Annotated in this window: 22 protein-coding genes; 11 read left to right on the top strand and 11 right to left on the bottom strand. The window is 65.2% G+C overall.

From position 1 onward, the window contains the following. Positions 1–128: 128 nt before the first annotated feature. Positions 129–614, top strand: coding sequence for a terminal protein (locus tag AC5Y4F_RS25655; RefSeq protein ID WP_231122296.1), 486 nt, complete (start codon positions 129–131; stop codon positions 612–614). Between the two features lie 65 nt (positions 615–679). Beyond that, complete coding sequence (locus AC5Y4F_RS25650) at positions 680–1,291, top strand: hypothetical protein (RefSeq protein ID WP_232232241.1); 612 nt, start codon at positions 680–682, stop codon at positions 1,289–1,291. Positions 1,292–1,711: 420 nt separating this feature from the next. On the opposite strand, the gene AC5Y4F_RS25645 is transcribed toward AC5Y4F_RS25650, so the two are convergent. Then, complete coding sequence (locus AC5Y4F_RS25645; RefSeq protein ID WP_139813796.1) at positions 1,712–2,167, bottom strand: hypothetical protein; 456 nt, start codon at positions 2,165–2,167, stop codon at positions 1,712–1,714. A gap of 212 nt (positions 2,168–2,379) precedes the next feature. Here AC5Y4F_RS25645 and AC5Y4F_RS25640 point away from each other — a divergent pair, with 212 nt between their 5' ends. Beyond that, positions 2,380–2,670 (top strand): hypothetical protein, encoded by a 291-nt coding sequence (locus tag AC5Y4F_RS25640; protein WP_036473510.1) that lies wholly within the window; start codon positions 2,380–2,382, stop codon positions 2,668–2,670. A 936-nt stretch (positions 2,671–3,606) separates the two neighbouring features. Here the strand turns inward: AC5Y4F_RS25640 and AC5Y4F_RS25635 are convergent. Further along, positions 3,607–4,077 (bottom strand): DIP1984 family protein, encoded by a 471-nt coding sequence (locus AC5Y4F_RS25635; protein ID WP_036473513.1) that lies wholly within the window; start codon positions 4,075–4,077, stop codon positions 3,607–3,609. A 45-nt stretch (positions 4,078–4,122) separates the two neighbouring features. Then, entirely contained in the window at positions 4,123–5,682 is a 1,560-nt protein-coding gene (locus AC5Y4F_RS25630) for a hypothetical protein (RefSeq protein WP_036473515.1), read from the bottom strand. Between the two features lie 76 nt (positions 5,683–5,758). Here AC5Y4F_RS25630 and AC5Y4F_RS25625 point away from each other — a divergent pair, with 76 nt between their 5' ends. Continuing rightward, on the top strand, positions 5,759–6,286 hold the full coding sequence (locus AC5Y4F_RS25625) for a hypothetical protein (protein WP_083063902.1): 528 nt from the start codon (positions 5,759–5,761) through the stop codon (positions 6,284–6,286). A 188-nt stretch (positions 6,287–6,474) separates the two neighbouring features. Beyond that, complete coding sequence (locus tag AC5Y4F_RS25620) at positions 6,475–8,559, top strand: serine/threonine-protein kinase PknH/PknJ (protein ID WP_231122297.1); 2,085 nt, start codon at positions 6,475–6,477, stop codon at positions 8,557–8,559. Positions 8,560–8,663: 104 nt separating this feature from the next. Here AC5Y4F_RS25620 and AC5Y4F_RS25615 read toward each other — a convergent pair whose 3' ends face one another. Continuing rightward, entirely contained in the window at positions 8,664–9,071 is a 408-nt protein-coding gene (locus AC5Y4F_RS25615; protein ID WP_139813798.1) for a hypothetical protein, read from the bottom strand. Positions 9,072–9,319: 248 nt separating this feature from the next. Between AC5Y4F_RS25615 and AC5Y4F_RS25610 the strand changes: the two genes are divergently transcribed. Both AC5Y4F_RS25610 and AC5Y4F_RS25605 read left to right on the top strand, forming a co-directional pair. Next, positions 9,320–10,243 carry a DUF4333 domain-containing protein gene (locus AC5Y4F_RS25610; protein ID WP_499999368.1) on the top strand — a complete coding sequence of 308 codons (924 nt, stop codon included), beginning with the start codon at positions 9,320–9,322 and terminating at the stop codon, positions 10,241–10,243. Positions 10,244–10,291: 48 nt separating this feature from the next. Continuing rightward, the gene (locus AC5Y4F_RS25605; protein ID WP_036473529.1) at positions 10,292–10,882 is read left to right on the top strand and encodes a hypothetical protein; all 591 of its coding nucleotides are present in this window, start codon (positions 10,292–10,294) and stop codon (positions 10,880–10,882) included. Positions 10,883–11,188: 306 nt separating this feature from the next. On the opposite strand, the gene AC5Y4F_RS25600 is transcribed toward AC5Y4F_RS25605, so the two are convergent. Genes AC5Y4F_RS25600 through AC5Y4F_RS25590 form a run of 3 tightly spaced genes read right to left on the bottom strand, consistent with a single transcriptional unit; the run spans position 11,189 to position 14,264 of the window. Next, a complete protein-coding gene (locus AC5Y4F_RS25600) occupies positions 11,189–13,045 on the bottom strand; it encodes a hypothetical protein (RefSeq protein WP_036473531.1) in 1,857 nt (618 codons plus the stop codon). A 2-nt stretch (positions 13,046–13,047) separates the two neighbouring features. Next, entirely contained in the window at positions 13,048–13,680 is a 633-nt protein-coding gene (locus AC5Y4F_RS25595; protein ID WP_036473533.1) for an RES family NAD+ phosphorylase, read from the bottom strand. Next, positions 13,677–14,264 carry a helix-turn-helix domain-containing protein gene (locus AC5Y4F_RS25590; RefSeq protein WP_036473535.1) on the bottom strand — a complete coding sequence of 196 codons (588 nt, stop codon included), beginning with the start codon at positions 14,262–14,264 and terminating at the stop codon, positions 13,677–13,679. The genes AC5Y4F_RS25595 and AC5Y4F_RS25590 overlap by 4 nt, the downstream gene beginning before the upstream one ends. A 153-nt stretch (positions 14,265–14,417) precedes the next feature. On the opposite strand from AC5Y4F_RS25590, the gene AC5Y4F_RS25585 reads away from it, so the two are divergent. Further along, a complete protein-coding gene (locus AC5Y4F_RS25585; RefSeq protein WP_051641723.1) occupies positions 14,418–15,839 on the top strand; it encodes a neutral zinc metallopeptidase in 1,422 nt (473 codons plus the stop codon). A 316-nt stretch (positions 15,840–16,155) separates the two neighbouring features. Here AC5Y4F_RS25585 and AC5Y4F_RS25580 read toward each other — a convergent pair whose 3' ends face one another. Next, positions 16,156–16,422, bottom strand: coding sequence for a hypothetical protein (locus AC5Y4F_RS25580; RefSeq protein ID WP_036473540.1), 267 nt, complete (start codon positions 16,420–16,422; stop codon positions 16,156–16,158). Between AC5Y4F_RS25580 and AC5Y4F_RS25575 the strand changes: the two genes are divergently transcribed. Both AC5Y4F_RS25575 and AC5Y4F_RS25570 read left to right on the top strand, forming a co-directional pair. Next, positions 16,421–16,999 carry a sensor domain-containing protein gene (locus tag AC5Y4F_RS25575; protein WP_255359027.1) on the top strand — a complete coding sequence of 193 codons (579 nt, stop codon included), beginning with the start codon at positions 16,421–16,423 and terminating at the stop codon, positions 16,997–16,999. The two genes, AC5Y4F_RS25580 and AC5Y4F_RS25575, sit on opposite strands and share 2 nt — an antisense overlap. Positions 17,000–17,517: 518 nt before the next feature. After that, positions 17,518–18,372: a hypothetical protein gene (locus AC5Y4F_RS25570; RefSeq protein ID WP_499999365.1), complete on the top strand. Its 855-nt coding sequence runs from the start codon at positions 17,518–17,520 to the stop codon at positions 18,370–18,372. Positions 18,373–18,496: 124 nt separating this feature from the next. Here the strand turns inward: AC5Y4F_RS25570 and AC5Y4F_RS25565 are convergent, their stop codons facing one another. Both AC5Y4F_RS25565 and AC5Y4F_RS25560 read right to left on the bottom strand, forming a co-directional pair. After that, positions 18,497–18,889 carry a hypothetical protein gene (locus tag AC5Y4F_RS25565; RefSeq protein WP_036473545.1) on the bottom strand — a complete coding sequence of 131 codons (393 nt, stop codon included), beginning with the start codon at positions 18,887–18,889 and terminating at the stop codon, positions 18,497–18,499. Positions 18,890–18,891: 2 nt separating this feature from the next. Further along, positions 18,892–19,470 (bottom strand): DUF4333 domain-containing protein, encoded by a 579-nt coding sequence (locus AC5Y4F_RS25560; protein ID WP_231122300.1) that lies wholly within the window; start codon positions 19,468–19,470, stop codon positions 18,892–18,894. Positions 19,471–19,831: 361 nt separating this feature from the next. On the opposite strand from AC5Y4F_RS25560, the gene AC5Y4F_RS25555 reads away from it, so the two are divergent. Next, positions 19,832–20,935 (top strand): FHA domain-containing protein, encoded by a 1,104-nt coding sequence (locus AC5Y4F_RS25555; protein WP_036473549.1) that lies wholly within the window; start codon positions 19,832–19,834, stop codon positions 20,933–20,935. Positions 20,936–20,992: 57 nt separating this feature from the next. On the opposite strand, the gene AC5Y4F_RS25550 is transcribed toward AC5Y4F_RS25555, so the two are convergent. Further along, complete coding sequence (locus AC5Y4F_RS25550; protein ID WP_231122301.1) at positions 20,993–21,604, bottom strand: hypothetical protein; 612 nt, start codon at positions 21,602–21,604, stop codon at positions 20,993–20,995. Positions 21,605–21,606 lie beyond the last annotated feature (2 nt).

Here is a 21,606-nt window from a genome sequence, read left to right as displayed (position 1 = left end):
TGGGTGCATCCAAACGCGATGTCCGCCAAGCGATCCGGCAAGCACAAGCAGCGCAAAGCAACACGTTCTTGCGGCGGATCTCAGGCCGGCGTGAGGCCGACTCCGCAGAGGGCAGCAGCATGCGAGGCATGTTGCAGGCAGTGTTCGGCCGGGGCCCGCGTGGTGGGACAGTCAACGCCAGAGCCGCCGCGCAATCACTCGGAGTTTCCCAGGGCACCGTACGGCGCTGGGCCGCTGGCACCCAACAACCGTCGAAGGGCCGACTGGCGTCGATCCGGGCAGCGGCGCGGCGCGTCACGACGACCAAACGGGGTCGACGGGGGGCCACGGCGGACTTCCGCAGCAGCTCACAAGGCAGGCAGGCGCTTCGCACTGGCAGCAAAATCTGGGTCAGCGGTGAGCAAGGCGTGGGCGGCTACGACCAGGGGTATGCGCGCGATCGCCGCGTGGCCAACGACATCAGTCCCGAGGAGATCGAGGCCCTGTTGCGGGCTTATGAGGACGGCGGCGATGAGGGCCTTCGAAAGTGGATGAAAGAGTTCTTCGACGACAAGTACGTCGCTGGCTGGGACTTCGTCACTATAGACGATTTCGGTATCGGTACCCCCGAATGAGCCTGCAAGCCAAAGCAATACGACCCAACGCTGGCCCCCGGTGGAGCCGCAAAAGACTCATCGACATGCTGCTCGACTGTTACGGCGCCACCAACCGGAACACCGTCGACGCGGCGGCGGTCGCCGCGTATGCCGGTGTCACACCCTCCACCGTTCGCCGCTGGATCTCCAAGCGACACCCGCCATCTCGGCGCATGGCCATCCCGAAACATCGGATCGCCCAACTGCAACGCGGTCCCGCCGATGTCGAGCGGCGCAACGACCAGCAGTATCGATACGCGCTCAATGCGCTCGCATCGATCGAGGACGAGAGCGCAATCCTGCCGCCCTGGCGCGAACAAGGCTGGCTCGACCCGCACACCGTGGCCATCATCGCCATTCACGCCAAGCCCTGGCTGCAAGTCGCCGTCACCAACGCCAGCACACGGGCATTAGGGGAACTGCGACGCCGGGGAACGCTAGTGGCCAGCCGGACGGTGCCGACACGATTCCACGCCCAAGTCCTGGCCCACGCCGTGATGGTCCGTCAACAAGCATGGCGAGTCCACCCCGCACCGCGCTATCTTGCTGCCGGCCGTACACAAGCCTGGATGGCAGACGCGCCCCCGGTCGACCTCGCCACGCTGGCCGCTGACCTGGGAATAGTGCACCCGGCCTCCGACCAGAGCGCCGGTTAGGCTTAGCAAGTGGTCCTGTTCAGGCGCTTCGCCGCGCGGACTCGAATCAAACGCGCCTCCGCCGAAGCCTTGAGTCAGCCGCTCTTTGGCATGCGGCGTCAGAGCTCGATCGACTCATCGGCGATCGACTTGCCATCAGGGACGGCGCCCCCCGTCGCAGCGACCCAGGCCGGGGCCCCCGCGCCGCGCTCAATGGCGGTGGCGGTGGCCGCTGAGCCAGTCAGTGAACGCCAGCATCACGCCGGTGCTGTCGTCACGCTCGAGGCATACGGGCTGGCAGATCCCTACCGACCTGACGCCTATGCGCAGTGGCTTCCTGACTGCCCGAACTGGCGTTTGACCCGCCGTGCGTACAGGCGACAACGACGCCGTCGACGACGAGTGGGCGCGGCCTGAACCAGTGTCTTGCTCGCCGGAAGGTCAGCGCGAAGCGGACTGCGTAGCTTTGGGCGCCAACGTGGGCAACGTGATTGTTGTCAAAGGATTCTGAGTGGGCCTGGTGGGGCTGCGGTGGCTTTCCTTGCTGGTTGCTATGGCCACAATCAGTGCGACAATCAGTGGAATCATAATGAGCGGCAGCCACATCCACCATTTGGTGTACGCCGGACGGGTGGGTGGAGGCGCCCATACATGGATGTGGCGGCCGCCTGCTTGGTAAGTCGCCCACCATAGCGCGTAGTCGTGAACTTGACCGGCTTGGCGGCGCAGCACCGTGCGGGCGCGCGCGTTTCGCGCCAACGAGATCGGATTCCACACCAGCGAGCCCATGCTCCACCAACCGGCCAGCATGCAGTGCTGTTGAGCAGCATCGATCGCGGCCTCGCACTGCGCATAGCTACCGGTGGTGATGCACGGCTGATTCAGCCACAACATCACAGCGCCAGTGTGTTTGAACGTGCGCACCTGAAACGTCGGCTCCACTGGCGGCGGTGGATATGCCGCCGGAGCCGAGCTTGAGGGCGCTGGATAACCCGGCGACGCTGGCGGCAGATAACCGGGTCTCGCGCCCCCGGCGCTAGGAGGATAACCGCCCGGTAGTGGCTGCGGGTTCGGCTGCGACACCCTTCGACCTCGATCTCTCAAGACGCGTGAATCTTGCAGCAATCAAAGTAGCCGAGTTTCATGACGACACGAAGCTCTTGGTGGTGCTGGTGCCGACGCTGTGGTTGCTGGTGACGGTGCAGCGCGTGCTGGCGGTATCGACTGCGCAGGTGCTGGACCACGTTGTTGGCGTAGGTCAGACTGTCGCCCGTGGGCAGCGGGATGCATCCGGCCGCACCGGTGGATTCGCGGGTGACGCCGTCGGATCCCACGCGCTGCGCGCTGAGGAGTTTTTTCGCGTGTGGTCTTCGAAAAGCCACCTGGGCTCGTGGTCGTGATCCGCATGGTTGGCTCCCTGAGCGGGCAAGCGTCTCAGGGTTTGACCCGATCTGGATGGTGCATGACCCTTCCGACCCAACAGCTGTGCGATAGGCTCGACTCGTCGGTCAAACCCCCTGCCCGGAAAGAGCTTTCGATGCGCATTGCCAGCGGGCCACGGTGGGGGTGGGCCGCATTCGCCGCGGTCTGCTTGACCGCATGTTCGTCCCATCCTTCGTCGTCGGCGCCGACCCTGGCGCCATCCACCAAGGAGCCCATACCAGCGCTGAACGGAAGCTACACGTTCACCACTGACGGCGCGCGACTCACCCGTTGACGGTCAGCCACGCGCGGGAGGCGTCGTGTCCAAGACGGTCTGGGAGATCAATGCATGCGGGCCTGGTTGCGCTCATGTGCAGTCCTCACTGGGCTGGACGGCTGAGTTACACCTTGTCGAACACACATGGCAGGCAACGCGGAAACTGCCCGCCGACTGCGCCGCGGAGCCCTCCAACATCAGCTACTCGCTTGACGCCCAAACATTGACGGGGACCGCCACCAACTCCTTACCGTGCGCGCAGCCTCCGGGTGTCGCCGTGGTCCCAGCAACCCTCACTAAGAACTGAGGCCACGGCAGGCCCAATCCTGTTCGCGGGCACGACATGCCACGAGCGGCTGGCGTGTTCTGCGCCTCGACGAGAGTGTTCTGCGAGACCCTGGTGGCGGCCTACCGCGAGGTGTATGCCCCATGCCCGCCCTCATCGTCCCGGATCTGCACGTGGTGATGTGCTGTGTGCCGTGCCCTGTCACCTGTGCGCGATGCTGGGCTGCGATGTGAAAGGGGAAATCGAATCCCCCGCACTGCCCTTCGTGCGCCAGCAGAGACCGGGCTTGGCCCGCCGGTCAAGGCTTGTGCACGCCTCCGCGACGACTACCTGCTACACCTCGGGGTCCTGTCACTCCTGTAGGTCGACCTCCCAGTTCGATCGTTGGATCCGCACGTCGAGCTCACGGAGGTCGCGGGCAACCTGATCGGCCCGGGCCCGCAGATCAGCGACCGCCACCGCAGACAGCATCTTGAGCTCTGAGCGCAATTGCCGCGTGTAGCCCTGCTGATTCTTCCCGGCGGCCGCGTCCGCTGCGCTGGTCAGAACATGGTGGCGCCACCGCAGCGCGTCGCGGCGGCCCAACGCGTCGGTCAGCGTGCCGTCCGAGCCGATCGTCGTGGCGGCGTTCGTACGGTTGATCCGCTGGATGAGGATTTGATACTCGTCGATGACGCCGTCGACTTCGGCGAGCAAGGCGGCAGCATCCTCGGCTGGTTCTTCGCCCTCCTGGTAGCGGGCGTTGCTCACGATGCGGGTGCGCAACTGTTCGATCTTGCGGACCGCATCCGCCCGCAGCGACAACGCCTCTGCCAATTTCACAGCTACTCCTTCACAGTTTGCCCAACCATGATGGTCCAGCACCGGTTAGCCGGCAACGCCTTTTCGGCTGCGCGCGGTGCCCTCAACCGGATTGGTCGATTCGAGATCCTGCCGCGCGGTCAGGTAGCTCTTCGACAAGGCGAGCGCCACGCTAGCCGCGGCGACGAGAACGTAGACCGGCAGCAGGTGCATGAAATCGGTGTAGCCGATGGCGAAGTGGACGATAAGGACCGGCGCGGTCGCGCACGCACATCCCAACAGCAGAGTCCACCACACCGCGCGCTGGCCCCGACGCCAACCCCACGTGCTGATCAACAGGACCGCCAGCCCCGCCCCGATCAGGGCGCCGCCGAAGCCCGCCCGATCATGGGCGATGAACGGCAGCAGATGCGCGTCAGCCGCCTGCAGATGATGGGCGCAGGTGCCCATGAAGCCGAGGTCGGTGGGCACAAACACCGAGGTGAATCCGACGACGGAGATGACCACGCCGGCCACCGTTAGGCCTGCGCCGACGCCGACCATCAACAGCTGCCCGAATAGCGCCCGGCGGCGCTGCGCCTCAGGCCCTTCGACCACCGGCGCCCAATGCGCCCCGGTCGCCCGCCGGCACACCGCCATCACCAGCGTCGGGAATAACACGACGACGACCACCGTGTGCAACGGTTCCACGAACCCGCCGGTGCCAAGGAAATAGAAGTAGCTGCCGAAGACAACCACACCCGAAATCAGCAGAACACGACGCGCCCACCGGTAGCCTTGGCGCATCGCCGCAGCCACGCCGAGATAGAGGATCCCGATGCCGATCATGTTGGCGGCCATGGTGATTCGATCATGCTGCAAAAAGCCGACCAGATGTGGGTTGAGCCGATGCAGATCGGCCACCGTTGCACCCAGATAGGCGCGGTCATAGCCCAGTAGCACCGGGCCCAACGCGACCACGCCCGCACCCAAGCCGGCCACGATCAACCCCAGCCCGGTCAGCGAGGCCCAGAACCAATCGGGCCAGCGGCGCGGACCCGCGGCGAGGCTGCAGCGCGACGACGGCACCGGCGAGGTGGGGGTAGCCGCTTCAATTACCCGGTTGAACCAGCCCGGCCCCGCCTCGAGTAGCACTGAGGGCCGGGCCAGCACCGTCGTCGACGCATCGGTGAGCGCAGACACCGCCGGCGCCAAATCCGCGCCGCTCAACCGCACAACGGGGCCGTCCGGATCGCCGACGCTGACGGCGTCGACGTCGCCGGCGATCGCTGCACATGTTTGCGCGTTGTCGGCCACCACGGTGACCCGGCACCGGCGGCCGGCCGCCGCGCGACGCACGGTCGCGACATCATCGACACCGACCGGGTTAATCTCGATTACCGAGGCGCCTTGCACAGGAAGAACCGCGATGGCCTCCCACGCGATCCGGGGTGGGACCGAGGCGCCGAACCGGCCGGCCCACTGCGCCGGCACAGCCGGGTGATCGAACACCAGAGGAATCCAGCGTCGCCCGCCGGTGTAGCGAATCAATGCAGCGAGCAACCGCAGTGCCCAAACCTGGCTGAGGCGCTCACCGAGCAACAACGCCGCAGGCCGACGAAGCGGCACATAAGTCCAATCCGGCACAGCCCGGATTCTGACACGCCTCGGTGTCATTGGCGCAAGGCTCAAGGCGCGCTGAAATGGCACACAACTGTGTTAGATGTGGACGAATGCAGACCAGAACCCAAGCCACGGCTACCTGGGCATGACCCGCGTACTGATCTGGTTGATGCCGCTCTACGTGCTCGCGTTCACGGCCCTCGATGCCCTCTTCGGCCCCCATCGCCAGCACGGCCCTCTACCGACAGCAGCGGTCATCGCAGCCGGCGCCGGGGCCCTGCTGTTTTTCGCAGCCGGCATACACCTGGCCGCCTCCTGGGAACGGCAACGACGAACCGCAGTCCAAAACGGGCGCAGAACTGGTGCGGCCCAAGCCTTCCTAGACCGCCACCCCCACCTGTCGGAACTGCTAGTGGTGGCAGTCGGATCCCCCTCAAATCAGGCACTGGGCTGGCTGATCGGCCTGGCACTATCCGGCGGCACCAGCTACGGCCTTACTCTCGCGCTGACGGCGGCGTTCCACGGAGCCCCTATTGCGTTGCTGGTTTCGGTGAACATCGCCAGCTACACCGTGCTGGTGGCCACCGCGACTTACCTCAACAGCCGCACGACCGCCCCTGACATCTGAGCGCCGGCGTGAACCGTTTTTCGCAGCGGTCGGACCTCGGCCGCCGACAGCCGCGAGCTGAGCCCCGGGGTCCCCGATTACTCAGTTCTTGGATTCTCCCGTCGGGACCGACGGCGGCTCATTACTCTCAGGAGCCGTGAAACCACAGCTGGCCGGCCCGCAATGACTGCGGGGAGGACGTCAACGCTATGCCATTGACGACCGGCCAGACGTTCGCCGGGTACACCATCATTCGCTTGCTTGGGTCGGGCGGAATGGGCGAGGTGTATCTCGCCCAACACCCACGGTTACCGCGCCGAGATGCCCTCAAGCTGCTACCTCGCGAGTGGTCGGCCGACGACGAATTCCGGGCCCGCTTCAACCGCGAAGCCGATCTCGCGTCGACGCTGTGGCACCCCCACATCGTCGGTGTCCACGACCGCGGGGAAGAAGATGGTCAACTCTGGATCTCGATGGACTTCGTCGACGGACTGGACGCTGCCCGGCTCCTGGCCGATCGATACCCCGCTGGAATGCCCCCCGAAGACGTCGTCCGCATCGTAAGCGGCGTCGCCAGCGCGCTAGACCACGCCCACAAGCAAGCTTTGCTCCACCGAGACGTCAAGCCAGCCAACATCATGCTCACCCATCTCGACGACAAGGGTGAGCAACGAATCCTGCTGACCGACTTCGGGATAGCTCGTAACGTCGACGACATCAGCGGGCTGACGAAGACCAACATGACGGTGGGCACGGTGGCCTACTGTGCACCGGAGCAGTTACTCGGCGAAGACCTCGATGGTCGTGCGGACCAATACGCACTGGCTGCCACGGCTTACCATCTGTTCTGCGGCTCGCAGCTCTTCCACAATTCAAACCCCGCGGTTGTCATCAGCCGTCACCTCAATGTGCCTCCACCAGCTCTGGCTGACCTGCGACCGGCACTTGCCAAATTCGACCCCGTGCTGGCCGTCGGTCTCGCCAAACGTCCCGAAGACCGCTTCGAACGTTGCTCCGATTTCGTGCACGCCCTGGCCGAACAACTCGATTCTGCCAGTGCCTCAACACCGTCGGCTCCTACCGTGTCAGCGCCGCGGGCTACCCCTTCGGTCGATGCCGAGGCCGGGCCATCGCGGCGACGGCGGGTAGCCGTAGCCGTCACCGTCGCTGTTCTTGTGGGCGCTTCAATCAGCGCGGCCGCGTTGCTGATGCGGCAGTCCTCGCACGACCAATCCGCGCGGAGCACCGCAACTACCGCGGCGCCGGCTGCGTCACCGGTCACGTTCGAGAACATGCGGGATTTCGTCACCAGCTATTACGGGGAGCTCCCAGCTCATCCCACAGACGCGTGGACAAAACTCGATAGCAAGTACCAAAACCAAACAGGGCAACGTGAATTCGTTGATTTCTGGGCGACAATACAGTCGGTGACCGTTCTTTCGGTCAGCCCCCGCGACGCCAGCAGCGTGGTTGCCGAACTCAAGTACGTCCGACCAGACGGAACATCAAGTACCGAAACCCGTTGGCTCAAAGTGGTGTTGGTGAACGGCGTGATGCTCCTCGATGGATCTGATCGCGTCGGATCAGTCAGTGGATCGCCGACGTCACCAACGCAGCCGTTATTCTCGCCAAAGGCGATCGATCAAGTGTTGCTGACTGCTGACCAGCTGAGCAAGGTGCTCGGAGTGACCGTCGCCAGCACTCCCGCCGGTGATGGGGGCGGCGGCCTTGCCATTGAATCGTCGTCGTACGGGATGTCGGATCATTCAAGCCAAGTCACGCCACGATCATGTGTTGGCGTGGTGTTCACCGGTGAGCATGACGTCTATGCCCCCTCCCAGCCCACCGAAATCAAAACTCAAACCATTGGCCACGTGTACCTCGGTTCGCCGGGCCCGCACCTCATCGAACAAACCGCAGCGGTGTATCCCTCCGCGAAAGACGCCCAGGACTTCTTGAATTCGGCGCAGGCTCAATGGAATACCTGTGCGAAAAGTGAAGTCGATGCCTCCCTGGGCTTCGAGAACGGCGCCGGTTATGTCTTGGGCCCAGTGCAGCGGCAAGGAGACCTCATCACCGTTTCCATGGCCACAAATAGTGGGGAGAACGGGCCAGATGCATGCCAGCAGGCAATGGGAGCCCACGGGAACGTCATCGTCGAAACGCGCAGCTGCCAGGTCCCGAAGATCGCTTCAAACTACGACCCCGATCAGGGATGGCCGCGGGATCCTGCATGGGCTGTCCCCGATGCCAAACGGGTGGCCACCGCAATGCTGGGAAACGTCAAGCCGTAACTGCTGCAGCCGTACTAGTGCAACTTCATCTGGGAATCGGCCGGTGCGTGGGCCCCGATCGGCAAAAGCCGAAAGTCCGCCCTGACCTTACCCGAGCGGATAGGTCAATCCATCCGGCGCTCACGAAGCCGGAAGATGAGTCTTTGCCGCCAGTTCGCGCCCGGCCCAGATTTCAGGAGCTGGAATTGAGAGCCTGAAAGCCCGCTCGGGTTGCCGCGCGGATCGGCCCCCGTGATCAAGACCGGGCCACGCAGCAAGGGCAGGGTGAATGCCGACATCGTCGCAGCGGCAAAGAGATTGAGTGTCGCCATGCGATTAACCGGCGCATTTCGGCCGGTATGGCCGAACCAAAACACCGCGCCGCCACGAGCGGTGAGCGTTTCGACTTGCTTGCCGATGCAATCGGTTACGACGTGATCGCTGATCGCGACCAGGTGCATCCGTTCCTCAGCAGTGACGACGATGCCCAGCTGGGCCCGCGTCCAAAGTAGCGCTTGCTCGTAGGGATCCATGGAGTCGCCCTTGCTCAGCGGAATCGTCCCCACATACCCGTATTTGAGCACACCAGGGGCGGCCATTGGGCGGGGTGGCCACCAGCCTCGGCCCGACGCGGGTCGCGAGCGCGGTCGCCGCATGCGGCGACGACCGGTGAGAGGACGGCAGCTGCGGATCCCGGCACCTCCCGCTTCTACTCGACCTTGCCCGGCAAGGAGCTGCGCGACGCACCTTTGCGTAACATCATGAGCCAGGCGAGGGAGTGATGATGAACAGTCCGGAGGACGGGGAGACCACCAGCGCCTCGGGGTCATTGGCGCGAGAAGGCGGCGAAGAATCCCGCCTGGTCGCACCGCATGATGATCCGGAGCGCACGGTGGTCGTGCCCCGCGGGCACTCGCACGACGACGAAGAATGCACCGTCGTGGTGCCCAACCCTCAGCAGTTGGTTGACGACCCTGAGCGCACAATGGTGGCGCCCCCGTCGCTCGAGCCGCGACGCAGTGAAGACGCCGACGTCGCAGATGACAGCCGACGAGGTAGGCCTGTCCAGGCCGCTTCCGACGGACAGTACGGACAACTCGGGAACTGGCAGCCGACCCCGAACCAGGAAGCCAGTCCGCCATCTGGGCCTCCGCCAACGGCGGCGCCGCCGCAGCATCCGAGGCCTGCCCCTACACCGGGCTATCCGCCTGCTGCGCCCCAGAACGCATCAGCACCGGCGGTTCCCCAGCCGGGTTTCGTTCCCCAACCACTGCACTATGGGCCGGCCAGCCAGTACAGCTTCCCGCCGCCCGGGCCTTACGCCGCCGCGCCCTACGGCCCGGTTGCACCCGCACGCCCCAGGCGCCCTCAGCGGTCTAAGGCCCTGTTGTGGGGTGGCCTGGGACTGGCTGGCGCGCTCCTGGCGACGGGTGTGGCTATCGGTTTGTCCAAGCCCAGCTTCCTAACCACCAAGAAACTCGACATCGGGGCTGCCGAAGCGGAGGTCCAAGGCGTACTGACCGACGAGGTCACCGGCTACGGCGACAAGAACGTTTCCGACGTCAAATGCAATGACGGCGCGAATGTTCCTGTGAGGCAGGGCGCCAGTTTCACCTGCCGGGTTAGCGTCGACGGCACCCCTCGGCAGGTCACCGTGACGTTCTTGGACAACAACGGCAACTACGAAGTGGGCCGACCCGACTAACCGGTCGGCTCCCCGGGGCCGACCGTATGTGTCTGTAGTCTGCGCGGCATGGCCGATAAGACTGCGGTCGCGCACCACGAGGCGGCCCACACCGTCGCTGCGCTGATGACTGCGAACAACGGGCTACTTGATGACCGGATGGCCGTCACCATGGGCACGATCGACGGAGGTCCGTCCGGGGGCAACAGCAAGGTACTGATATCAAGCGATCACCCGGTGCAGGCCGCGTTCATCTATTACGCGGGCCCGTGGGCAGAGGCCCGCTTGCAGTGGGGTAAGCCAGCGCACGCAGTGGACGACACGGACGAAGACGGTAAGTCATTTCGCCAGACCGTCGCTGAGAAATTCGACTTCGGGGCTGACAGTGACGGCGCCTGCTATGCGGGTCTAATCCAGGTCGTCCCAAGCATTCCCGACAACGAGCCGTACTGGTCGGGCCAACTAGAACAAGCCTGGCCAGTCGTCGAAAAGATGGCCGGTGCGCTGCTTGACCGGCTCAACGGCGCAGAGCCGCGGCCCTACCTGCCCCAGTTGGGCGGCAACCGCACGATGCGAAACGTCTCCATGAGCTACGGCGAGGTTGTGGACTTGGTTAAGCCGCTGCTGGAAACGTGCGCGATGTGGCGCTACCTCTCGTAGCCGAGCGCCGCGACGATCAGCGGTACCGACAGCAGCAATGAGAGCCGTCGCTATCCGGCACGAATCTGACTGCGGGACACCAGGAATCTTCCGCGCCTCTGAAATGCGCGGCAGCGCGTCGCTGGGCGATATCCGTTGCAGGGTGCCTGCCAACCGGAGAAGGAGTCGATCCTTTGGGCCCGGATCGCTGGGCTCTGTTTGTCAGTCCGTGGGCAACCGTGGAATGACCCGTCGATCCTTTGGGCCCGGATCGCTGGGCGAAGTCCTCGTGAGTCATTGTAGCCAGTGGCACGCTAGGCCGGCGGGTCAAGGCTGCACCGGTGGTTGCGCCGCTCGAGCGAGCATCAGCGCCGTCGCTGAAAGATCGGGGTCATAGGTGCGACCGCACCCGGCGCAAATGATCTTGCGGCGCCGCCGTCGGCTCTCTACCCGGTTCTCATATCCACAGCCGGCGTGGATTCGGCTCAACCCCGCAGCGGGCACCACTATCACCGGGACGCCGTCGCGGGTCGCTGCGGCGACCATGCTCGACCGCAGAGCGCCAGGCGCTGCATGATCGCGGCGGCGATCGATTTGGCGCTGTAGGTCGGCAGGAATCCTAGTGTGCTCCATGGTGTTTCGTATCACGGCGGAGATATTGGTGTCATCGACGACTAGGCGCCCGCACTGGCTGACCAGCGCGCTTGCAACCCGCCGCCACAAGTCCGTGCGGTGGCCGAGGGCTCGTGCACGGCCGTGCGCTTGCTGTTGCCATAACAGTTTGTCGGCCCGCCGCCACGCTTCAAGCGGTTGGGCGATCTCGAGGTCGGAGCCGCGCCAGGCGAGCGCGAGGGCGGCGAATCGAGCGGGGGAGCGCCACCGCGCAGCATCGGCGGCGGTGATCTGTTCGTCGGGCCGGATCGGATGCGGCCGCGGCCCCTGGTCGGCAAGCCACGTGCTCAGCCGGTCCCGGATGTCGTTCAATGCCGCATCACGAGCCGAGGCGATCTCGGCGTAGCGCTCTAGCCGGGTCCCGACGGAGCCGGGCGCGATGATGCGGCCCGAGATTCCCTCGACGATGGGCACGATCACGTCGGCCAGTTCGGATGGGATCGCCACTGGTCGGTCTGAGCGCCAATGCGCGACCACGACACCCTCATCGATGGCATGCCAGCCCAAATGTATGGCCAGGGTGGGGAGATCGCCGCGGCGGGGGACAGTCGGATGGGGGAGCCGCGCGGTGATCGAAAGCCGCGCCCGCAGATCGGCGCCGAGTCGGGTGACGGTGAGTTTGGCGCGGGTGATATCGGCGTCTTGGGGCAGCCAGCGGTGGGCTTGGACCGGCAAGTCAATCCACTGTGGTTGGCCCCCAAGGGATCCGCATCGCATCCGCACCGTAATGCGTCCTGCGTGGCGCTGCTCGGCGCGGGTCATGGATGCCCACTGGTCGGGGTCAACCCACGGCAGGTGCAGGACGTTATGGTAGCGCCCGGCGGGATCGGCGAGCAGCATCGGAGTCCGTGGCGGCGCGCCGGCGGTTCGCTGCAGTTGGACCGCGAGGGTGCCGGTGCCGTCAAAGCGGTGGTGGCGCAGCGCAGCTGGGCGGCCTTGGGCGCGCTGTTGCTGGATTCGGCGCACCGCCGCCTTATGTTCGTCCATGACGCTGTTGAACGTCGCCCAGAACAGCGTCGGGTCGCCGTGTTGGCAGTAGGTGCGGTAGAGGGCTTTCTGCTCGGCCGCCAGTTGTGCGCCGCGGTCGCGGCGGCGCTGCGCGGCGTCTTGCCTCACGTCGGCGATCGCTTCCCGGCGGGCGTGGCGTGCGGCTTTGAGTGCGGTCCTGGCGTCGTGTAGTCGCTCGGTGATCGCGGTGTTCACGCGTTTGCCTCTGGCTGCGGAGCGGGCAGCCTTCAGTGCCTCGTTGGCCGCGATGGCCTCCGCTTCGGTCGCCGCGACGTGAGCTTCAGCGGCCGCTACCGTCGGATACGACGACCAGATCGCCTTGATGTCTTCGTCATAGGCCAGTTGCAAGGTGACCAGATCCTCGCGCAGGCTATGTGCGAGCCGCAGTTGCTGGCGGACCACCTCAGGAATTTGCCACCGGTAGTGGACGCCCATCGTGTGAACGGTGATAGCGCCCTCGGGTGTCACTGGCCCCGGCTGGACGGGCTCATCATCGGAGGCCATGGTCATAAGATCGTGTAGCCAATCTCGCCAGCTGCTGCTTGCGTGATCGACCAGACGAGCGGGTGCGCGAGCGGGCGTGAGAACGCCGGCATCATCGGGATAGAGTCGGCGGCCGCGGTCCACAGCACAATGTTGGGCCGCCCGGTCATCGTCGACGGGACGTAGAGCCCGTCCAGGTCAGGCCAAGTCGTGTAGATAGCACGGGCCCAGCGCCGGCATACCGAGCGTGGCGCGGCCAGTAGTGCGGTCGAGGCGCTGTTGCGCAGCAGCCAAGTTGTGGACAAGTCGAGCAGGTGCAGTGGCCGCTGGGGGTGCCAGGCGGTCAGGGTCGGAGTGCCTGCGCGGGTGTCGATCACGCGCGTTGTTTGGTAGACCTCGGCCAGGCTGGTTGCGAGATCGGCTGCGGCATACAGCACACCTTCGCTGCGTGCGCCAGGTGAAGGGCCCGGGTGGGGGTCCCACCGCATCGATGGCAGCGGCCCGTAGGTGCGCAGTTGGTTCCAAGGCAGCACGTGCTCGCCGGCGGTGCGGTGGACCCGCCATAGCGTGCCGGTGTAGTCGATGCTGTCTTGCGGTTCTTGGACGAGCTGCGCGGGAGGTGTTCGAGGCGCTTTCGGTTTGGGCTGGGGGCTCACCAGCGTCCGAGATCCTCGAGGAAGCCGGCGACCAACTCGGCGTCACCGCCGGCGGCCAGATGCTCGATCGGCGTGCGGTTGTCAAAGTCGGGCTGCGCGGTGTGCATGAACGCATCCAGGACCGCGGGGGTAGCGTCGCGTGGTATCGCAGGCACGATTACGTCCAAGCCCGGAAGCAGCTCCTTCCCGAGGAACTGCCAGCGGGGGATGCGTCGGCTTCCCTGAAGATCGAAGGCCCATAGCGCTTTTCCGGTGATCCGCCGTGACACGCGCGACCGATCGACACCCAAGATCGCGGCGGCTTCTTTGATGCTGACCGATCCAGAAAGCGCGCCGGTGAGTTGCCGCAACGCAACACGGGCGCGGGCCTGGCGCTCATCGTCGGCCGACCATGTCTCGATGACTGCCTCGGCGCTGGGTTCGGCGTGGGTGCGAAGAAAGTCCACCTCCGTCTTCGACAGCGTGGTTGCTCCCGGGATCGCCGCAAACGCGGAATCTAGCTCGTTGAGAACCTCCTCCACCGAGAGGTCAATCCGGTGCTTGGCCAATAGGGCACCCAACGCGGGCGCCGCCGAACCGTTCATACGCACATACTAGCACGCATGTGCTGTTCTGTGCGGCCCGCGCATGGGCCACACAGAACGGGGCGCGCGCGGATCTTGCGACGATAAGGTTGCCTCGTGACTAGCCGACTGCGCGGTGCGGTCGCTGCGGCGACGGCGGTCAGCGTCGTCGCGATGATCGCCGTCGCCGCCGCGGGGTGCACCACCATCATCAAAGGACACGGTGCCTCGATGCTCTACGACCCTTTCCACGTCGGGGGCCTGCTGGCGGTCGACGGCCCAAGCGGACCTCGCAGCGACGCACCCCAACCCACCGGCACAGTGGAAAACACCGACCATGGTGAGGACGACACTTTGGTGCTGTTGTCGGTCAACGACATTCAAAGTTTCTGGCGCTCCAACTACAGCAAATTTTTCAAAGGCGAATTCAAGCCCGTCGACGAACTCGTCTCCTACGACTCCGAGGATCCGGCCAGCCCTGCCGTATGCCATCACCGAACCTACAAACTGATCAACGCGTTGTTCTCGCCGCGCTGCAACCTGATCGCCTGGGACCGCGGGGTGCTTATCCCCACCGGCAAAACATATTTCGGATCGATGCCGGTCACAGGCATCTTCGCTCACGAGTATGGTCACGCCATTCAGGACATGGCCAACATCGCCCCCCGCGGCACCTCGACGATCGTGCTAGAACAGCAGGCGGACTGCTTTGGCGGTGTCTACATGCGCTGGGTTGCCGAAGGCAAGTCGACGCGCTTCACCCTCAGTACCGGTGACGGGCTCGACCATGTACTGGCCGGCCTGATCACCCTGCGTGACCCGATCCTTACCCCCGACGATCGGGAGCTGATCGAAGAAGGCCACGGCACCGCGCTCGACCGTGTCAGTGCTTTCCAGATGGGTTTTGTCTCAGGCGCCTCGGCGTGTGCCGCGATCGACGACAACGAGGTCAAGCAGCGTCGCGGGGATTTGCCGATCGCGTTGACCTACGACCAATCCGGTCGCTTAGAGACCGGGGAAGTGCCGATCACCGAGCAAACCCTGTCGTCGCTGATGGACACCCTTGGGGCGATCTTCGCCCTGAAAAGCCCCCCGCAGCTGTCCTATACCGCCGCCGGCTGCGCTGACGCCCAAGCCAGCCCGCCCGCCTCATACTGCCCGGCCACCAACACCATCGCTGTCGATCTCGCCCAGCTCCAAAAGATGGGTGCGCCCGGTAATGAGCAGTCCGGTCATGTGCTGATCCAGGGTGATGACACCGCGATGTCGGTGGTGATGTCGCGGTATGTCCTTGCGGTGCAACACGAACGCGGCCTCAAGCTCGATTCACCGGTGAGCGCATTGCGGACCGCCTGCCTTACCGGCCTGGCGCACCGCAAAATGGCTGGCACGGTGTCGGTGCCGTCGGGCAATGCGCTGACCCTGACTGCCGGGGACCTCGACAAAGCTGTTGCCGGGCTGTTGACCAACCACCTGGTGGCCAGCGACGTCAACGGGCAGACCGTGCCGGCGGGGTTTACCCGGATCACCGCATTTCGCTCCGGGGTCGTCAACAGCAACGACGACCTGTGCTACCAACGTTTCACCGACGCCTGAACAGAGCCGCACGCAGGTGCTGGATCAATGCGGGCCCGGTGAGCGAGCAGCGACACGGTGCGACGACAGCCGCTCGCCGACGAGGCATTGGATCCGCAATCCCACTGAGGATTTCACCGTATTGAGGCAGGGTTAGAGCAATGAGCACCGATTGGGGGCCCGGGCAGGGCGATGAGCCGACGATGAACCTCCCGCAGCGCCCACCAGCGCCGCCACCGACGCCGGGGGGAGGATCCTTCCCGCAACCCGGCCCGGCCTGGCAGCCGCCTCAAGCCCCACCACACTGGCAGGGGCCACCGAGTGGGCCGCCGTATCCCTACCCAGTGGGCGGTCCGGGCATGCCGCCCATCGGATACCCGCCGCCGCGGCGGCGCCGGCGTTGGCCCTGGTGGGTTGCCGGTGCGATCACCGCCGTGATCACGGTAGTGGTGATCACGCTGGTGGTGGTGGGCGGCAACGATTCGACGACGACGTCGAACTCGGCGGCGCCGTCATCGACGCGGGCACCTGCCTCGAGCTCGAGTAGGCCGGCGCCGCCGACACCGTCACCGAGCGCTTCGCCGGCGGCGCCGGCGCTAGACATCGCAGCGCTGCCGAGCCTGCTGGCATCTGCCGACCAGGTCGGCAATGTACTCCACGACGTGCAGATGCGACCGCGTGAGGTGGCGACGTCGCTTGCCTCAGACGTGTCGATAGACCCGGCCAAGTGCGCCAGCGCCGTGGCCCCGGCGTTGGCAAGCACCTACACCGGGTCGGGGTATACCGGCGTCGCGGTCCAAGGACTGATGGAGGCCAGTCCGGGACGCCACAAGGTGATTCAGGCGGTGGCGGCGTTCTCCGATGAGGCTGCCGCGCAACAGTTTTACACCCAACAGCTCTCGGCGTGGCGAGGGTGCCGACTGACCGGCGTCACCGTTTCCTTCACCAACGGCCAACCCGATGACCACGCCACGATCACGATCATCAGCGAGACCGACGGCATCGCCAGCACGGTGTTGCTGCCCGCCGGGGCGAGCGAACACCAAGGCAGTGAGTGCGAGCGCGCGATGGGTGTGCGGCGCAACGTCGTGGTGGATGTGCGCGCGTGCGGGCAAAACACCATCACCACGGGCGCATCACTTGCTCGCGTGATCAATGACAACATCACCCGCCACTCATAACCGGCCAGAACTGCGCCCCTGCGGCGGCGGGAGTTTCACGGGGAAGTCAGCGCATGCTACGAAACCCTCTGCAGCACAGCGGCAGTGGGAATGATGACACGGGTGATGGCTCGGGGTGCAGACCCGCAGGGCACGATGAAGGTCTGGGGATGAGTGCACGGGAGTTTCGCGACGATGATGCGGGCTATCAAGCCTGGCTGACTGACCACCCGGATGGCTTCGTGATCAACATTGCGCGCAGCCACACTGCCACCGGCGCCCGTGTGCACCGTGCCAGGTGCCGAACGATCAACGGGACGAACCCACGCGCCGGCAGCTGGACCGGACCGTACGTGAAGGTCTGTGCGCAGCATTCGGCCGAACTCGAGCGGTGGGCGATCAAAGAGCTGGGGGAGCCGCTTGCGGTGTGCGCGATCTGCCACTCGGGCCCGCGAAACCTGGAATCCACCACGACAGGGCGGAGCCGGCGAACAGGCCCACGCCGTGAGTATGAGGGTCGCAGCGTGGTCCACGGGCCATTGCCGGGGCGTGCGGTCGTCGAGGCCTGGGCAGATGCCTACATCCAGTCTGGGGACCGGCGTGTCCGCCAGAAGAACCTAAGCAGCGAGATTCAGGCTCGCTGCAGGCAGCTCAAACCCTCGGATGGCCAGGTGCTGCACGCCACGTTTTTCGGAGCAAAGCCCGACGGTGCTGACGTGGAAAACCTGTTGCTCTACAACATTGGCTCGTTTGCGATCGCTGGGTGTAACGGGATTCGCTTCGAGCACGGTGCTGTCGTGCCAGCCCCTCCGGATGGTGGCGAGTATCCGTTCTGCTACCGCTATGCGCTGGCACCGCGGTCGGCCTCCTTCACCGACTGGCGGCAGGGCCGACTGCTGGCGTCGTTCGACTGGACGGACCTGGGCGCGTTCTCTGGCGAGAAGAAGCTGGAACAAGTGTGGCTAGCGCTCGCGCGCGGGCCGGTGAAGGTATTCGAGCCAGAATGCACGCCCCATACACCTTTTGGTGTCAGAGTCCGGGTCCGGCCGCCGCGCGGGGGTCGACCACCGGTGTGGGGTGCTGGTTTGGTAAAAGGCATTTTCGATGGCGTCATCTCGGTGTTCGCCACCCATGCAGACGCGACCGTGCTTGCTGAAGTTGTGGCGCGGCTTGCGACAATGCTGGCGGCCGATGCCGCCGAAATCGAGGCGCACCTGCTTGATCAACGACGCGGCGTGCTCGGCGCTGTGCCGCGGCTTGTCAAGCCTTTCGGTGCCGGGGGTGTCCAGTGGAGCCCTGGAGACGATTGGTGTGTGGCCGGTGAGCTGCTGGCCGTTGAACCCATCGGCTCGCGGTGGGAAATCAGCGGAGAACTCGTCGAGCTCTCCCGCTGACACCGCGCGGATGGCAGCCCGCCAGGATGGGCAATGGATCCCGGTGGGACGATCTGATCCCATCTGCAATCGCACGAAACTCGCGGCGCTTCGGGACGGAGAATTCCTGTCCTCCCGAGGAGGTTTAGAAGGCAAGGGCGTAGCAGAACAAGAGCAGCAGTAGCAGCGGGATCAGGGACACCAGGGTCAGCACGGCGACCACCTGGAGAAATGGGTGCGGGCGTACGGCCACGGCGCTCGCGGCCAGGCCAGTCGCGACGACGATCAACCCGGTCGAAGTGAGGACCCCGATTCGTGCGGAATGCACGATCGTCGCGGAATTGTCGGGGAAATAGCCCTCTTCGAGTTTGACCCCGAACACCGGGCTGCTCAACTCGTTGAACAACAGCAGGATCACCAGCGCCAGCACCACCATCGCCAGCAGCGCTAGGCACGCCCCTAACAGGTTGCGGTTAGGCGGCTTTGGCGCCTGGCCGCAGTGGATTCGTGCCGGCTGGCCCATGTCGTCCAAGCGCATGGTCAGATTTTTGTTCCCTTCGGGGCGCTGACCTCGTAGCCACCCGCGTCGTCGGTGAAGGTGACCGTGAACTGGTGTTTGATGTGGTCAATGGTGGCCTGGCAGGTGAAGGTGGCTCCCTTGAGAATGGTGGGGTTGTGGCCGTCGTTGCAGGTGACGTCGCTGACGTTCTTGGCGGCGTAACCGTTCGGATCGGACAAGACGTGCGTGACGCCGGCTGCGACAGCGCGGACGTCGAGTTGTTTGGTGACGAGAAAACCGGGTGCTACGAATCCCGCGAAGAGCACCGCCGCGGTGATCGCGGTGAGCGCGCCGCCCAGGTAGAGCGGAAGGTGTTTGCCGCGCAGGCCAACTCGGGGACTACGGGCCGTGAAGGCGGTTGGTGCCCAGGGGTTCGCGCCTGGTGGTAGGTGAGGATGCGGGTAGGGGAAGGGGCCGGCCTGGGGCGTCATCGGGAAGGCTTGTGGGCGGGGCAGTGGCTGGATAGGCGGTTCGTAGAAGCCCTGGGGAGCGACCGGCGGCATCCCCGGCGCGTACGGGTGGCGCGGTGGCGCCAGGGGCGGCTGCTGTGGGTGTTGCATCGGCGACCTTTCTCTGTGCGTGGCCGAGGGCCGCAATGGCATCGTGCCCGAACAGTAACCCAAGCAGTCCCCATAGCGCAATGGTTTAGAAACCACAGCACGCTTGTGGGGCCGTCCCGCTTGCGAGTCATGGGCCCGGTGAAGCAACCGCGTCAGCAGCTCACTCTAGGGTGTCTACCTGGATTAATGTGGTGAGTCGCCCATCGGTACGCACGACGCGAGAATCGCAGAACGCCGCAGGCCCTCGACAGCGGCGCTGTGCTTTCTAGCCCACCTTTACGGTTCGGATGAGGTAGCATTTAGCCGAGCGCTTTGTTTAACAGCAGAGCATCAGTGCCTCAACCGGGAAAGGGAGCGACGATTGATTGCCAGCCCAGTGACGACGCCCGCGCTAATTGTGCGGGTCGGTCGCGCGACGCACACTCTTCACGCCGCCGCGGGCGCGGTATTCATCGGCAGAGATCCTGAGGCGGCGGTCGACATCGATGATGAGCGGGTTTCACGGCGCCATGTTGTCCTCGAACCCCACCCCGATGGTTGGTACGCCGTCGATGTCAGCACCAACGGAATGTTCGTCGACGGAGAACGCCGCACCCCGGTACCCATTACCGCTACCACGACCCTGCACCTCGGGACCCCAGATGGGGTGGCCGTGACCCTTACCACCGACGTGACTCAGGATGAGTCGACCCAGGCACTGGGGTCAGCTCAGACCGAGCATCCGTCGCGAGCCGAGAAAATCGCCGCGGCGGGGCGTCTGCGGGCTGGCCAAGCGGTCCGTGCGCGTCGTGAGCAGTTGGGGATCTCCCAGCGGGGCCTGGACAACGACGGGATCTATAACCAGTCCGCTCTCATCAATTTCGAGCTGGGTCGCAGCTGGCCGCATCCCAGCACGCTGGCAAAACTGGAAAAGAAATTGGACTTGCCCGCCGGGTACATCGAGGCGCAGCGACGCGAGGGCGAGCTAGCAGCAGCGGCCGTCCCTGAGGCTGGTAGCGACGAGGCGACCGAGGTGTTGACCGACTCCATTCACGCGCCGACTATTTCGCGCACGGTCGAGCTCGCTCTGCAAGCCGTCAGCGTGACCATCGCGGACTTGCCTGAACCGAACGCCCCGGACTTCACCGCCAAAGCCACTGCGATCCTGGCTGATCTGCGCAGGCTCGAGGGCCTGGCGTTGACTGCTGCGCGCCAGCCCACTGGGGGCGCTGCGGCCATGAAGGCGTTGAGCCGTGTGCGGCGCACCTACAACGATGTGATGATGCGCGCCGCCGCCTCGCCGTCGGCGACGTTGGGGCAGCGGCTTTACGGGGCCCGCCACCGGGCGGAGCTGAGCCTGGAAGAGGCGGCCATAGGCTCCGGGCTGCCCGCCTCAGCCCTTGAAGACGCCGAAGCCGAACGTCCCGTAACGCCCGATGTCGCCGACGCAATCGAGCTCCTGATCGCCGACCTGTTAGACAAATAACCGATCACGATGTGAGCGAACGATGCTGTCGGGGCGCCGCGCGCGTCTTGGCTGTCGTCAGAAGACGTGACTGTGGGGAGCCGCGATCACGAAGCCATGGGTTTGTGGACCGCTGTTGTCGGCACCGATGGCCTTCGGCGCGTTGAGCCTGCACACCAGATCCGCCGATCGCGGCACCCCGCAGACCAGCGATTGGGTGTTCGAGAACGCCCAGAACACGATTTTGTGCCCCGCTGGCAGCAGGACCGGCGCCTGGCCCGTGGTGTCGCCGAAGAATCGTTCGGGCGGGGTGGGCAGAAACCGCGCCGGCCCGTTGGCCTGGGCGTAGACCGTGGGCAGTGTCACCACCCGGGTCCCCGCCGGCGCCCCGGGCAGATCACCCGCGCACGTCACGTCATGCATCACCTTGACCACGGTCTTTTTGCACAGCAGGCCACTAGGGGTGGTGAACAGCAGATCAGGTAGTGCCGTGAGGTCGCGGGTCTGTTTGGGCAGTGGCCCGCTGTCGTCGATCAGTGCATCAATGTCATCGGGCGCTGCGGTCGCATGCAGGGGCAGACCGACCAACGCCGGCCAGGCAAGCGCCAGCGCGATCAATATGAGCGATCGTTTCGCAGCAACATCCTTGAGCCGGGTTCTCGGCGCGTGAAAGATGTTGGCGTTCTTCATTT

Source organism: Mycobacterium sp. NGS56 (assembly GCF_059812425.1).
This window is presented reverse-complemented; position numbering and strand designations above follow the sequence as displayed.

Bases quoted from the DNA above. Each gene is read 5' to 3' on its own strand.
- AC5Y4F_RS25650 (WP_232232241.1), top strand. From the start codon at position 680: ATGCTGCTCGACTGTTACGGCGCCACCAACCGGAACACCGTCGACGCG.
- AC5Y4F_RS25560 (WP_231122300.1), bottom strand. From the start codon at position 19,470: ATGCAACACCCACAGCAGCCGCCCCTGGCGCCACCGCGCCACCCGTAC.
- AC5Y4F_RS25605 (WP_036473529.1), top strand. From the start codon at position 10,292: ATGGCCGATAAGACTGCGGTCGCGCACCACGAGGCGGCCCACACCGTC.
- AC5Y4F_RS25565 (WP_036473545.1), bottom strand. From the start codon at position 18,889: ATGCGCTTGGACGACATGGGCCAGCCGGCACGAATCCACTGCGGCCAG.
- AC5Y4F_RS25655 (WP_231122296.1), top strand. From the start codon at position 129: ATGTTGCAGGCAGTGTTCGGCCGGGGCCCGCGTGGTGGGACAGTCAAC.
- AC5Y4F_RS25625 (WP_083063902.1), top strand. From the start codon at position 5,759: ATGTGGACGAATGCAGACCAGAACCCAAGCCACGGCTACCTGGGCATG.
- AC5Y4F_RS25580 (WP_036473540.1), bottom strand. From the start codon at position 16,422: ATGTCTAGCGCCGGCGCCGCCGGCGAAGCGCTCGGTGACGGTGTCGGC.
- AC5Y4F_RS25600 (WP_036473531.1), bottom strand. From the start codon at position 13,045: ATGGCCTCCGATGATGAGCCCGTCCAGCCGGGGCCAGTGACACCCGAG.
- AC5Y4F_RS25610 (WP_499999368.1), top strand. From the start codon at position 9,320: ATGATGAACAGTCCGGAGGACGGGGAGACCACCAGCGCCTCGGGGTCA.
- AC5Y4F_RS25585 (WP_051641723.1), top strand. From the start codon at position 14,418: ATGATCGCCGTCGCCGCCGCGGGGTGCACCACCATCATCAAAGGACAC.
- AC5Y4F_RS25550 (WP_231122301.1), bottom strand. From the start codon at position 21,604: ATGAAGAACGCCAACATCTTTCACGCGCCGAGAACCCGGCTCAAGGAT.
- AC5Y4F_RS25615 (WP_139813798.1), bottom strand. From the start codon at position 9,071: ATGGATCCCTACGAGCAAGCGCTACTTTGGACGCGGGCCCAGCTGGGC.
- AC5Y4F_RS25590 (WP_036473535.1), bottom strand. From the start codon at position 14,264: ATGAACGGTTCGGCGGCGCCCGCGTTGGGTGCCCTATTGGCCAAGCAC.
- AC5Y4F_RS25620 (WP_231122297.1), top strand. From the start codon at position 6,475: ATGCCATTGACGACCGGCCAGACGTTCGCCGGGTACACCATCATTCGC.